Consider the following 11883-nt stretch of genomic DNA (forward strand, 5'->3'; position numbering starts at 1 on the left):
TCGCGGGGCTGCTGCGCCCCCTGGTGAGCTCGCGAGCTCGCTCACCTCCGGCGACGGTGCTCGGAGCCGCCGACCACCCGGGGCCGCGCCAGGCGGGGCGACTCAGGCTCGGGCGGCGTGCTGCCCAGGCTGCTCTCGACCACGGCGAGGAAGGCGCGGACGTCGCGGACGAGGTCGTCGGCCTCGCGCTCGGTGACCGCCCGGGACAGGCCGGCCTCCGCGGCGGCCCGCTTGGCGGCACCGGCGGCGAAGAAGGTGGCCCACTCGCCCAGCTCCGGGGCGACCTGGCCGAGCAGCACCCAGGCGCTGCGCGGCCGCCGGCGGCCGCCCTCCGGACGGGTGCGGGCGGCGAGCACCGCCGCGGCGGCGCGCAGGGCACCCAGGTGGGCGGTGGCGTAGCGCTGGCGCGCGTCGGTGCTCGCCGCCGCCTCCGCCAGCGCCCGGGAGGCCTGGTCGAGCAACTGGACGGCAGCCGGGGGCAGCGGTGGGGGCAGCGGCAGCTGGTCGGCCATGACGTGGACGGCGCCCATCAGTCGTGCACCCGCACGAGCGACCACTGGTTGGCCGTCGGGTCCCAGGACAGGTCGAAGACCCCGGCGAAGCTCATCCGGGAGCGCCCGGCCCGGACCGCCTCCAGCCGCCACACCTCGCGGGTGGCGACCAGCTCGGCGGAGGCGCCGCCGGCCACCCCGGCGTCCCACCAGGGCGCGGTCTCCACCCACGAGTCGAGCAGCTCGCCCACGACGTACCGCGACTGCCCGCGCCAGAACTGTGCCGGACCGAGCGGCCCCCGCTCCACCTGCACCTCCTCGCCGACCCGACCGCCGACCCCACCCAGCACCCGGCTCATGACAGACTCCCCACCGCTCTGCGCCGAGCGGCCGGCCCCGGCCCACCGCAACCGGGTGGGGAAGGACCCGGGAGCGGCGGGAGGCCGGCTCGCTGTTCGAACGCGTGTTCGAACGACGTCGAGTAGACCCGACCCCACCGACGACGTCAAGCGGGACGCGCGGCAGTGGGGAGATGCCGCAGCTCGCGCGGGCGCGAGCGGTCCGGGCCAATGGCAGGATCGGACCCATGAGCCGACCCGAGCACCCGCGGGTGGCCGCCTTCGCCCGGCTCCTGGCCGAGTCGGGCGCGACCGGGCAGGTGCGCGAGCTGCCCGGCAGCGCCCGCACCGCCGCCGCGGCCGCCGCACAGCTCGGCGTCCCCGTCGGCGCGATCGCCAACAGCCTGGTCTTCGACGTCGACGACACGCCGGTGCTCGTGCTCACCAGCGGCGCCCACCGGGTCGACGTCGTCCAGGTCGCGGCCCTGCTCGGCGTCCCCGGCATGCGGCCGGGCTCCCCCGACTTCGTCCGCCGGCACACCGGCCAGCCGATCGGCGGCGTGGCCCCGATCGGCCACCCCGAGCCGATCGGCACGCTGGTCGACATCGAACTGGCCCGCCACGAGCGGGTCTGGGCCGCGGCCGGGCACCCGCACGCGGTCTTCCCCACCACCTACGAGGAGCTGCTCCGCTTGACCTGTGGCACGGCCGCCGAGGTCGGCAACGGCCTCGTCGCCCCGGTGGAGGTGGTCGCCCCGTGACCGGCACGACCCCGGCCACCCGGGTCACCGAGCTCCCCACCACGTGGCTGCGTGACCACATGCACGACGCCCTGGCGATCTACGGCGCGGCCATGGGGTACTCGCCGTCGGTCGTCGCCGGCCGGTACGGCTACGCCATCCAGCACACCGAGCGCGCCGGGTTCCGGGCCGTGGGGGCGTTCGTGACGACCCCCGAGGGCGAGCAGCTGGTCGGGTTCGGCTACGGCTACCTCGTGGCACCGGGGCAGTGGTGGCACGACCAGGTGCGGGCCGCGCTGGACCGGCGGACGGCGAAGCGGTGGCTGCCCGGCGCCTTCGAGGTCTGCGAGCTGCACGTCCACCCCGACCACCAGAGCCGCGGGTTGGGCCGCCGGCTGCTGCACGCTCTGGTCGCCGACCTGCCGTACCCGGCGGCGCTGCTGTCGACCCCGGACAACGACACCAAGGCCTTCCGGCTGTACCACGCCGACGGCTTCGTCGACCTGGCCCGCAACCACCACTTCCCCGGCGACTCGCGGCCGTTCGCGATCCTCGGCGCCCGCCTCCCGCTGCCCTCCCCGGTGCCCCGGTCCGACTCCGCGTGAGCGCCGACGCCACCGTCGACGCCGTCGTCGTCGGCGCCGGGCACAACGGGCTGGTCGCCGCCTGCTACCTGGCCCGCGCCGGGCTGGCGGTGGAGGTCGTCGAGTCCGACGAGGTGCTGGGCGGCGCGGTCTCCACCGTCGAGCGGTGGCCCGGCGTCCGCGTCGACCGCGGCTCCAGCGCGCACGTCATCATCCGGCAGAGCGGCATCGTCGAGGAGCTCGACCTGGCCGCGCACGGCTTGCGCTACCTCGACTGCGACCCCTGGGGCTTCGCCCCCGCCCCCTGCCCCGGCGCCCCCGGTCCCGACGGCCGTCCGCTGGTCTTCTCCGTGGACCTCGACGCCACCTGCGCCTCGATCGAGGCCGCCTGCGGGCCCGCGGACGCCGCGGCCTACCGGCGCTTCGTCGAGGTCTGGGCACCCCGCAGCCGGGCCGTCGTCGCCTCCTTCGGCCGCCGGCCGAACGCCGCCGGGCTGCTGCGCTCCTTCTGGCCGCTCGGCGCCCCGGCCGACGGGCGGCCGCGCACGCCCGGCGGCGACCTCGCCGTCGACTTCCTCGGGTCCGGCGACGCGCTGCTGGACCGCTGGTTCACCAGCGAGCGGCTCAAGGCGGCGCTGGCCTGGTTCGGCGCGCAGTCGGGTCCGCCCACGTCCGAGCCGGGCACCGCGGCGATGGTGGCCTGGGCGACGCTGCTGCACGACGTGCCGCCCGGGCACCCGGTCGGCGGCTCCGGCGGCCTGAGCGCCGCCCTCCGCCGCCGGCTCGAGGCCGACGGCGGGCGGGTCACCCTCGGCGACGGCGCCGCCCGGCTCCTGGTGGACGACGGCCGGGTGGCCGGCGTGCGGACGACGTCCGGACGGCGGATCGCCGCGCCCGTGGTCGTCGCCGCCTGCCACGTGCTGGCCACCCGCGACCTGGCCGGGGAGCACGCCCCGCCCGCCCTGGCCGACGCCGACCCGCCGCTGGGCAACGGCTTCGGGCTGGTCCTGCGGGCGCTCACCGACTCCCCACCGGTCTACCCGGGCGTGCCGCAGGAGCTGGCGCAGGGCGGGTTGCAGCTGCTGTGCACCGACCGCGCGCAGCTGGCCGCCGCGCACGGCGACTGGCGGGCCGGCCGGCTGCCCCGGGAGCCGGTGCCGCTGGCCATGTGCTTCTCCGCCACCGACGACACCCTCGCCCCGCCCGGGCAGCACGTGGTCACCGTGTGGGGGCAGTGGTACCCGTACGCACTCGCCGACGGCACGGACTGGGACGCCCTCGCCGAGTCGGAGGCGCAGCGCCTCGTCGCGGCCGTCGACCGGTACGCGCCCGGCTTCGCGGCGTCGGTACAGCGGCTGTACGTCCAGACGCCGGTGCTGCTGGAACGCGAACTGTCCCTGCTGCGTGGCAACGTCATGCACGTGGAGATGGGCCTGGCCAGCATGTTCGCCTTCCGGCCGACGCCGGCGCTGGCGGGCTACCGGGTGCCGGGGCTGCCCGGCCTCTACCTGGCCGGCGCCTCCACCCACCCCGGTGGCGGGGTCTCCGGCAACTCCGGGCGGACGGCGGCCGGCGTCGTCCTCGCCGACCGGCGGCTGCCTCCGAGGGCCCGCGCGGCGGCCGGCCGGCTGGCCCGCCGGGTGCGGAGCCGGCGGTGACCCTGACCGTGCCGCGGGCGCGCCGCGCGGCCGGTCTCGTGCCCTGGGCGCTGGCCGGGCTCCTGGTGCTGGTCGCCGTCTCCTACCCGCTCACCGACGGCGCCGCCCGGAACGTCGTCAGCTGGACCATCGTGCTGCTCGGTGCCGCCCTGTCGGTCGGTCACGCCGGGCTCAGCCGGGGCGCCCGCACCGGCGCCGGCGTCCTGCTGGTCACCGCCGTGACGGCCGTGGCCTTCGAGGCGGTGGGGCTGGCCACCGGCGTCCCGTACGGGCAGTACGTCTACAGCGACGACCTCGGGCCCACGCTGTTCGGCGTCCCGTTCCTGGTGCCGCTGGCCTGGCTGATGATGGCCTGGCCGAGCTGGCTGCTGGCGGCCCGGCTGACCCGCGGGGTGCGCCCGTCCCGCGACCGCCCGGCGCGCGTCGCCGTCGCCGCGGCGGTCTTCGCCGCCTGGGACGTCGTGCTCGATCCGCAGATGGTCCAGGCCGGCTACTGGACGTGGGCGCACCCGCGGCCGTCACTGCCGGGCATCGACACGGTGCCCCTGACCAACCTCGCGGGCTGGCTGCTCGCCGGGCTGGTGCTCATGACGCTGCTGGACCTCCTCGTCGCCGGCACGTCCCCCCGCCTCGGCGACGGCGCCCCGCTGCTCGCCCTGGCCTGGATGACCCTCGGCGGTGCGCTGGCCCACGCCGGCTGGCTCGGCCTGCCCGGGTCCGCGGCGTGGGGCGTCGTCCTCGCCGTCCCCGTCCTCGTCGCGCTCGCGCGCCAGGCCCGCCGGGCTCCGCGCCGGTGAGCGGCCGGCTGCTGCGCGTCCTGTCCGGGGCGGCGGTCGCCGGTGCCCTGCACGCCGCGCTGAACGCCGTCCTGCTGCGCCGTCCTCCGGAGCGCCCGCCGCCGGTGCGCTGCCCCGTGACGGTGGTGCTGCCGGTACGGGACGAGGAGGCGCAGGTCGGCGCCTGCCTGGCCGCGGTGCTGGCGCAGGAGGCCGTGCCCGACCTGCGTGTCGTGGTCGTCGACGACGGCTCCACCGACGGCACCGCGGCGGCGGTCCGGGCGGTGGACGACCCACGGGTGCGGTTGGTGACCGCGCCGGAGCCGCCCGCGGGCTGGCTGGGCAAGCCGCACGCGTGCGCCGTCGGCGCGGCTGCGGAGGACACGGTGGACGGCGTCCTGGTGTTCGTCGACGCCGACGTCCGGCTCTTCCCGGACGCCGTGGCCGGTGCCGTGGCGCTGCTGGACCGGCACGGTCTGGATCTGGTCTCGCCGTGGCCCCGGCCGGTGACGGGCACGCTCGCCGAGCGGCTGGTGCAGCCCCTCGGACCGTGGCTGTGGATGACGACGCTGCCGGTGCGGCTGGCCGAGCGCTCGCCCCGGCCGTCGCTGACCGCGGCCAACGGGCAGTTCCTGGTCGCAACGCGGGCGGGCTACGCGGCGGCCGGCGGGCACGGCGCGGTCCGCGGCGAGGTGATCGAGGACGTCGCCCTGGCGCGGGCGGTGAAGCGGGCCGGCGGCCGGGCGGTGCCGGTCGACGGGTCGCGGCTGGCCGCGTGCCGCATGTACGCGGGCTGGGGCGAGCTGCGCGCCGGGTACGCGAAGTCCCTGTGGGCCTCGGTCGGCGGGTCCCCGGCGGCGAGCGTCGCGGTCGCCGCCGGGCTGACCGCGGTGGAGGTGCTGCCCGCGCTGGCGGCGCTGCAGGGCTCGCGGGCGGGGCTGGCCGGCTACGCGGCGGGGGTGGCCGGGCGGGCGGTGTCGGCGGCGGTCACCGGCAGCCGGGTGTGGCCGGACTCCCTGGCACACCCGGTGTCGGTGCTGCTGTTCGACGTCCTGCTGGCCGGTTCGGTGGCCGGCCGGCGGCGGGGCACGCTGTCCTGGCGGGGCCGCCCGGTCGGCGCGGCCGGCCCGGCCTGGGAGACGATGCCCCGGTGACCAGCCCGCACGCCCGCGTGCCGTTCGACCCCGCGGCCATGGACAGCGGCGCCTTCTACCGGGTGCTCAACTCGATCGTCGTGCCCCGCCCGATCGCCTGGGTGACCAGCCGCTCGGCCGACGGCGTGGTGAACCTGGCGCCGCACTCCTTCTACACCGTGGCCTGCGTCGACCCGCCGGTCGTGCAGTTCACCTCGGTCGGCCGCAAGGACTCGCTGCGCAACGTCGAGGCCACCGGGGAGTTCACCGTCAGCCTGGCCCCGGAGTGGCTGTTCGAGCAGGTAAACGCCAGTGGTACGGACTTCCCCCCGGGCACCAGCGAGGCCGTGGAGTGCGGCGTGGCCCTCGAGCCCGGCGAGCGGGTGTCGGTGCCGCGGGTGGCGGAGTCGCCGGTCGCGGTGGAGTGCACGCTGCACTCCACGCTGCGGCTGGGCGACAGCACGGTCGTCTTCGGCCGCGTCGAGCTGGTCAGCGTCTGGGAGAGCGCGGTCACCGACGGCCGGCCGCGGATCGAGCACCTGCAGCCCCTGGCCCGCCTCGGGGGCAACGAGTGGACGACGGTCGGCGAGGTCAAGGAGATCCGCCGGATCTCCTACCGCCGCTGGAGCGAGGACCCCTCGATCGGCGAGCAGCTCCGCAACGAGTAGCCGAGGGCAGCGCGGTCTGTGCGCAGAACGTGCTGTCGGAGCCCGCTGGAGCACGGTCTGTGCACAGAACGTGCTCCCCAGACCCGGGAACGGAACGGAGCACCCGGCGCTCAGCCGGGCAGGTGGGGGGCGACCTCGTCGGCGGCATCGGCGCCGAACGCGGCGGCGAACCGCTCGAGGAACGGGCCCTTCCGCAGCTCGTACTCCTGCGTGCCGATGACCTCGACGGCCTCGGTGGCCACCGCCGACCCGAGCTGGGTGGCCCGCTCCAGGGACAGCCCCCACGTGCGGCCGGCGATGAACCCGGCGCGCAGGGCGTCGCCGCCACCGGTGGGCTCCACGGGCTTGGTCTCGGGGACGGCGATCACCGAGATCGGCTCGGTCCCGGCCTGCCGCACCAGGACGCCGTCCGCGGCGCGGGTGGTCACCCACGTGCCGACGCGGTCGAGCACCTCGGCGTCGGTCCAGCCGGTCTTCTGCAGCAGCAGCGCGCCCTCGTACTCGTTGGTGAACAGCACCTCCGCGCCGTCCACGAGGTCGCGGATCATCCCGCCGTCGGCCCAGGCCAGCTGCTGGCTGGGGTCGGCGGCGAAGCGGTAGCCGCGGGCGCGGCACTCCTGGGTGTGCCGCACCATCGCGGTCGGGTCGTTGGGGCCGACGACGACGAGGTCCGGCTCGCCCACCCGGCGGGCGACCGGCGCCAGTTCGATGGACGACGCCTCGCTCATCGCGCCCGAGTAGAAGGAGGCGATCTGGTTGTTCACCGCGTCGGTGGTGCACACGAACCGGGCGGTGTGCTTGAGCTCGGACCAGTGCACGCTGCCGGTGTCGACGCCGTGCCGGTTCAGCCACGCCTCGTAGTCGGCGAAGTCGCTGCCCACCGCGCCGACCAGCACCGGCCCCAGGCCCAGCAGGCCCAGGCCGAAGGCCATGTTCGCGCCCGCGCCGCCCCGGTGCTGCACCAGGTCGTCGACGAGGAAGGAGAGCGAGACGTTCTCCATCTGGCCCTCGACGAACTGCTCGGTGAACTTGCCGGGGAAGGTCATCAGGTGGTCGGTCGCGATGGATCCGGTGACGACGACGGGCACGGGGCGCTCCCTCGGGGACGGTCTCTGACGGCCCGCGCGGTGTCGGGACGAGGTGGACGGCGGGGGTGCCGGGCCGCGACCAGCCTAGGAGGCGCCCCCGGGCGCCGCCGTCCGGCGCCGCTCCGGCGTCAGTCGGCCAGCGCCCGGCGCAACGACACCCCGAGCTGGGCGACGCCGACGACGCCGAGCAGGCATCCCGCAGCGGTGCCGGCGGTCACCGTCTCGGTCGCGAGGTCCAGGCCGGAGAGCACCCCGGCCCCGCCGAGGGTGAAACCGGTCATCGCCACCCGGCTCGGCCGCTCCCAGACCGAGACGGCGCCGGTCTCGGCGACGCCGGCCTGCCCGGCCCGGGCCCGCAGGTAGTCGGGCAGCCAGCAGAGCGCGCCGTACGCGGCGGCCAGCCAGCCGGGTGCGCCGGCGGCCCACAGCGCGGCGGCGAAGGCGGCCTCGGAGAGCCGGTCCACCGCGGAGTCGAGGACGAACCCGCGGCGGGAGGCCCGGCCGGTGGCGATGGCCAGCGCGCCGTCGAGGGAGTCGAGGACGGCGGAGACGCCGATGAGCGGCCCGGCCAGCACCAGCCACGCGCCGCCGGCCCAGGCGGGGACGACGGCGGCGACGGCGACCGCGAGTCCGAGCGCCGTGGCCGCGATCGGCGGCAGTCCGGCCAGCGGGCGGGCCGCGGCGTAGGCCGCCGACAGCCAGCCGCGGACCAGCCGGTTGCCCGCCGGGTCGGTCCCGCCGTGCCACTCCGACCACGCGGCGAGGTACTCCTCCCGGCTCAGCACGGCGTCCCTCCCACGCGGGCAGTCCACCAGGCCGGCCGTGCGGCGGCGAGATCGGGGACAGTGGGCGGGTGCCCGCCGGTCCCCCGATCCCCCGCCGCCTCGTCCTGGGGGCCACGGCCCTCACCCTCGTCGCGATCCTGGTGGTGGGGGCGGTGCTGCTGTGGGGCGGCGACCGGGGGGCCGCCGGCACGTCCGCCGAGGCGAAGGAGCCGGGACCGGTGCTGCTGGTGCCCGGCTACGGGGGCTCCACCGCGGCGCTCCGGCCGCTGGCCGACCGCCTGGGTGCGGCGGGCCGGGACGCGACGGTGGTCGACCTGCCCGGCGACGGCACCGGCGACCTCACCGCCGCGGCCGACGCGCTCGCGAACGCCGTCGACGGCGCCCTGGCCCGCACCGGCGCCGGCAGCGTCGACGTCGTCGGCTACTCGGCCGGCGGGCTGGTCGCCCGGCTGTGGGCCGCCGACGGCGGTGCCGAGGTGGCCCGCCGCGTGGTCACCCTCGGCGCGCCGCACCACGGCACGACCGTCGCCGACCTGGCCGCCGCCGTCGCCCCGGACCGGTGCCCGGAGGGGTGCCGGCAGATGACGACGGGCAGCGCGCTGGTGGCCGGGCTGAACGCCGGCGACGAGACGCCGGAGGGCCCGGAGTGGATCTCGGTCTGGACGACGGCGGACGCGACGGTCACCCCGCCGGAGTCCGCGCGGCTGGACGGCGCGCTCGACGTGCCGGTGCAGTCGGTGTGTGCCGATGCCCGTACCCGCCACGAGGACCTGCCCGGCGACCCGCTCGTCATGAGCCTGGTCGTCGAGGTGCTCGACGCCGCGGAGCCCACCGCACCGGGCGCCGCGGACTGCACGCGGCTGCGGACGGGCTGACCGGCGGCAGGAGGCGGCGCGCTGGACAGGAGTCCCCGCCCGCGCTGCCGATGCTGGGAGGAGGACCGGCGAGGAGAGGACCCGCACATGAGTTCGGCAACCCCCGACGGGGAGGCGCTGTGGCCGACCCGGTACCTCACCGGCGACCGGCTGGTCGTCGTCCGCAGCCCGCGGCCGGTGAGCCCGGTGCCGACCTGGGCGCAGCTGCGCGACGCCGTCGTCCGGCTGGACTGGCTGGACTGGCTCGGCCGGGAGTGGCTGCGGCTGCCGTCGAACCAGCAGCTGGTCCTCGGCGTCCTGCTGTTCCTCCTGACCGCCGGGCTCGGGTTGCTGGTCCCGCTGGCGGGGGTCGCCGTCCACCGGTACCGGAGGGAGGCAGGCGCGACCCCGCCCGCCGCTCCCCCGCCGTCGCCCGAGGCCTCCCTGGCCACCTGGGACACCACCGAGGCGCGGGTGGCCGCGGCGGCCTCCCGGGCGTGGGCGGAGACGGTCCGCGAGCCGGCCTGGCACTCCCCCTTCCTCGCCTCCAGCCGGGCGGCGTTCGACGGGCAGGCCGAGGTCGACCAGATCGTGGACCTGGCGCTGCGCATCCGGTCCGCCCGGCTCACCCTCGGCCTGCGCCCCGCCGGGCCGGCCGCCGAGTACTGGGACCGGCAGTCCGGGGCGCTGGAGAACGCCGCCCGGCAGCTGGGCCGGCGCGCCGACGCGCTCATCCGGTACCGCGACCAGGCGGCCCTGCTCTCTGCCGAGCTGCGCCAGCTGGCCGACCTCGAGCGGCTGGAGCGCAGCGCGGCGGTGATCGACGGGCTGACCGTGGAGACGGCCGCCCCCGGGCACGGGGACGGCGGCATCGGTGGCGTGGCCGAGGAGATCGCCGGCGTCCGGCTTGCGATGACCGAGCTGGTCGACCTGATGACCCGCACCCGCGCCCCGCTGGCCGAGCCACCCGAGGGGGTCGGCACCCCGCTCTGACGACGCTCGTGCTCTGCCCACCCCGGAGGGCAGAGCAGGACTCCGGTGCGCCGGCTCCGCGCCCGGAGCACGGAGGCGGCACACCTCACGCATGCCCCACCCGGACCGGCGGGTAGGACCCCCGCATGGCAGCCCTCAGCGACGCGGTCGTCGTCGACGTCCTCCGGCGGGTCGACCGCCTGACCGCCCCGCTGGTCCGCCGGCTGGGCCGGCCACCGGCGCTGCCGCAGGCCGAGCGCGACCGGTGGTGGGCCGAGCGGGTGTCCCGGGTGGCCGCCGGGGTCAGCGCGGCCCCGCGGTTCGCCGGCAAGCTCGCCGACCTGCTCCCCCTGCAGAACACCGTCGGATCGGCCGTGCAGGCCGTCGTCATCGGCGGCGTCGCGAGCGAGCACGGCGTCGAGGACCCCGCCGAGCGCGTCGCCCTGCTGGCCCGGGTGCTGCTCGACCGCGACCTCCCCGTCGCGCAGGTCCGGCCGCTGCTGCAGCGCGCCAAGGGCGCCTACGCCGACGAGGCCTTCGGCGCGCGGGACGACCGGGCCGGCGTCCTCGGCAACGTGCGCACCATCTGGCGGGTGAGCCGCCTGCTGGGCCGCATCGACGAGACCCTCGACGCTCGTCCCAAGGGCCGGCTGCACCACCGCTTCCTGGCCAACCTGCCCGTGGTCGGGGTGCTCGGGGGCTACGCCGCCGAGCGGGAGGCGCTGCGCCGGGCCGCCGGCGCGGCCGTCACGGCGCTGGAGCCGGTCAGTGCGGAACGGGGAGCGCGGCGAGGTTCGCGTAGACCTCACGGGTCGCCGTCGAGCGGTTCATGGTGATGAAGTGGATGCCCGGCACGCCCTCGTCCAGCAGCGTCCGGCACAGCTCGGTGGCCACCTCGACGCCGTAGGCGCGCACGGCCGCCCTGTCCTCGGGCCGGTCGCCGTCGAGCTCGGCGAACCGCGTGGCCAGGTGCTCCGGGAACGCCTGGCCCGACAGCTGCACGATCCGGGCGATCTGCCGGGCGTTGGTCACCGGCATGACCCCGGCGATGATCGGGACGTCGCAGCCGCGGCCGGCCACCCGGTCGCGCAGCCGCAGGTAGTCCTCGGCCCGGAAGAACATCTGCGTGATCGCGAAGTCCGCGCCGGCGCGGCACTTGCGCACGAACATCTCGACGTCGGTGTCGAAGTCCGGCGAGCGCGGGTGGCGCTCCGGGAAGGCCGCGACGCCGACGCTGAAGTCGCCCATCGACCGGATCAGCTCGACCAGCTCGGAGGCGAAGTGCAGGCCCTCGGGGTGGGCCACCCACTCCGCCTGCGGGTCGGCGCCGGGCGGGTCCCCGCGCAGCGCCAGCAGGTTGTGCACGCCGGCGGCGGCCAGCCGGCTGACCACGTGCCGCAGCTCGGCGACGCTGTGGTCGACGGCGGTCAGGTGCGCCAGCGGCGTCATCGTCGTCTCGGTGGCGATCCGCTCGGTGACCGACACCGTGCCCTCGCGGGTGGAGCCGCCGGCGCCGTAGGTCACCGACACGAACGACGGGTGCAGCCGCTCCAGCTCGCGCAGCGCCGTCCACAACCCTGCTGCGCCCTCGGGCGTCTTGGGCGGGAAGAACTCGAACGACCACGTCGGCCGTGCGGTGGCGAGCAGGTCTCGCACGGTGCCGGTCATGGGGGCAGAGGATACGGACCGGTTTCCCCCGCCGGGCTGCATCCACCCGGCGGCGTCCGGGCGAAGAGGGCGGAGCAGGCGTGCACGCCCGGAACGAGGAGGCTGGTCCGTTGACCCTGGTGGAGGAC

14 protein-coding genes are annotated in these 11883 nt (G+C 77.0%); 9 read left to right on the forward strand and 5 right to left on the reverse strand.

What is annotated here, in order from left to right; translation table 11 throughout:
• Window positions 1–41: 41 nt before the first annotated feature.
• The gene (locus ACI784_RS10505) at window positions 42–530 is read right to left on the reverse strand and encodes an SAV_6107 family HEPN domain-containing protein (RefSeq protein ID WP_456924805.1); all 489 of its coding nucleotides are present in this window, start codon (window positions 528–530) and stop codon (window positions 42–44) included.
• On the reverse strand, window positions 530–850 hold the full coding sequence (locus ACI784_RS10510; protein WP_456924804.1) for a DUF6504 family protein: 321 nt from the start codon (window positions 848–850) through the stop codon (window positions 530–532). The genes ACI784_RS10505 and ACI784_RS10510 overlap by 1 nt, the downstream gene beginning before the upstream one ends.
• 227 nt (window positions 851–1077) lie before the next feature.
• Here ACI784_RS10510 and ACI784_RS10515 point away from each other — a divergent pair, with 227 nt between their 5' ends.
• The 6 genes from ACI784_RS10515 to ACI784_RS10540 are packed head-to-tail and all read left to right on the forward strand — an operon-like array spanning window position 1078 to window position 6388.
• On the forward strand, window positions 1078–1590 hold the full coding sequence (locus ACI784_RS10515; RefSeq protein ID WP_456924803.1) for a YbaK/EbsC family protein: 513 nt from the start codon (window positions 1078–1080) through the stop codon (window positions 1588–1590).
• Entirely contained in the window at window positions 1587–2174 is a 588-nt protein-coding gene (locus ACI784_RS10520; RefSeq protein ID WP_456924802.1) for a GNAT family N-acetyltransferase, read from the forward strand. The genes ACI784_RS10515 and ACI784_RS10520 overlap by 4 nt, the downstream gene beginning before the upstream one ends.
• Entirely contained in the window at window positions 2171–3811 is a 1641-nt protein-coding gene (locus ACI784_RS10525) for a phytoene desaturase family protein (RefSeq protein ID WP_457013414.1), read from the forward strand. Before ACI784_RS10520 ends, ACI784_RS10525 begins: the two co-directional genes overlap by 4 nt.
• Complete coding sequence (locus ACI784_RS10530) at window positions 3808–4608, forward strand: carotenoid biosynthesis protein (RefSeq protein ID WP_456924800.1); 801 nt, start codon at window positions 3808–3810, stop codon at window positions 4606–4608. Before ACI784_RS10525 ends, ACI784_RS10530 begins: the two co-directional genes overlap by 4 nt.
• A complete protein-coding gene (locus ACI784_RS10535) occupies window positions 4605–5741 on the forward strand; it encodes a glycosyltransferase family 2 protein (RefSeq protein ID WP_457013415.1) in 1137 nt (378 codons plus the stop codon). The genes ACI784_RS10530 and ACI784_RS10535 overlap by 4 nt, the downstream gene beginning before the upstream one ends.
• On the forward strand, window positions 5738–6388 hold the full coding sequence (locus ACI784_RS10540; RefSeq protein ID WP_457013416.1) for a flavin reductase family protein: 651 nt from the start codon (window positions 5738–5740) through the stop codon (window positions 6386–6388). The genes ACI784_RS10535 and ACI784_RS10540 overlap by 4 nt, the downstream gene beginning before the upstream one ends.
• 110 nt (window positions 6389–6498) lie before the next feature.
• On the opposite strand, the gene ACI784_RS10545 is transcribed toward ACI784_RS10540, so the two are convergent.
• Window positions 6499–7476, reverse strand: a complete 978-nt coding sequence (locus tag ACI784_RS10545) for a carbohydrate kinase family protein (protein ID WP_456924797.1) — start codon at window positions 7474–7476, stop codon at window positions 6499–6501.
• 128 nt (window positions 7477–7604) lie between these two features.
• Entirely contained in the window at window positions 7605–8261 is a 657-nt protein-coding gene (locus tag ACI784_RS10550; RefSeq protein WP_457013417.1) for a CDP-alcohol phosphatidyltransferase family protein, read from the reverse strand.
• Window positions 8262–8329: 68 nt separating this feature from the next.
• On the opposite strand from ACI784_RS10550, the gene ACI784_RS10555 reads away from it, so the two are divergent.
• The 3 genes from ACI784_RS10555 (at window position 8330) to ACI784_RS10565 (ending at window position 10923) form a co-directional block, all read left to right on the forward strand.
• Window positions 8330–9136: a lipase family alpha/beta hydrolase gene (locus ACI784_RS10555; RefSeq protein ID WP_457013418.1), complete on the forward strand. Its 807-nt coding sequence runs from the start codon at window positions 8330–8332 to the stop codon at window positions 9134–9136.
• A gap of 87 nt (window positions 9137–9223) precedes the next feature.
• On the forward strand, window positions 9224–10108 hold the full coding sequence (locus tag ACI784_RS10560) for a hypothetical protein (RefSeq protein WP_457013419.1): 885 nt from the start codon (window positions 9224–9226) through the stop codon (window positions 10106–10108).
• A gap of 125 nt (window positions 10109–10233) precedes the next feature.
• Window positions 10234–10923 carry a hypothetical protein gene (locus tag ACI784_RS10565; protein ID WP_456924792.1) on the forward strand — a complete coding sequence of 230 codons (690 nt, stop codon included), beginning with the start codon at window positions 10234–10236 and terminating at the stop codon, window positions 10921–10923.
• Here the strand turns inward: ACI784_RS10565 and metF are convergent.
• Entirely contained in the window at window positions 10853–11755 is a 903-nt protein-coding gene (metF, locus tag ACI784_RS10570) for a methylenetetrahydrofolate reductase [NAD(P)H] (RefSeq protein ID WP_456924791.1), read from the reverse strand. The genes ACI784_RS10565 and metF overlap by 71 nt on opposite strands.
• Window positions 11756–11883: the final 128 nt, after the last annotated feature.

It is taken from the genome of Geodermatophilus sp. SYSU D01186, from assembly GCF_054050215.1.

Bases quoted from the DNA above. Each gene is read 5' to 3' on its own strand.
- ACI784_RS10515 (WP_456924803.1), top strand. From the start codon at position 1,078: ATGAGCCGACCCGAGCACCCGCGGGTGGCCGCCTTCGCCCGGCTCCTG.
- ACI784_RS10565 (WP_456924792.1), top strand. From the start codon at position 10,234: ATGGCAGCCCTCAGCGACGCGGTCGTCGTCGACGTCCTCCGGCGGGTC.
- ACI784_RS10560 (WP_457013419.1), top strand. From the start codon at position 9,224: ATGAGTTCGGCAACCCCCGACGGGGAGGCGCTGTGGCCGACCCGGTAC.
- metF (WP_456924791.1), bottom strand. From the start codon at position 11,755: ATGACCGGCACCGTGCGAGACCTGCTCGCCACCGCACGGCCGACGTGG.
- ACI784_RS10510 (WP_456924804.1), bottom strand. From the start codon at position 850: ATGAGCCGGGTGCTGGGTGGGGTCGGCGGTCGGGTCGGCGAGGAGGTG.
- ACI784_RS10505 (WP_456924805.1), bottom strand. From the start codon at position 530: ATGGGCGCCGTCCACGTCATGGCCGACCAGCTGCCGCTGCCCCCACCG.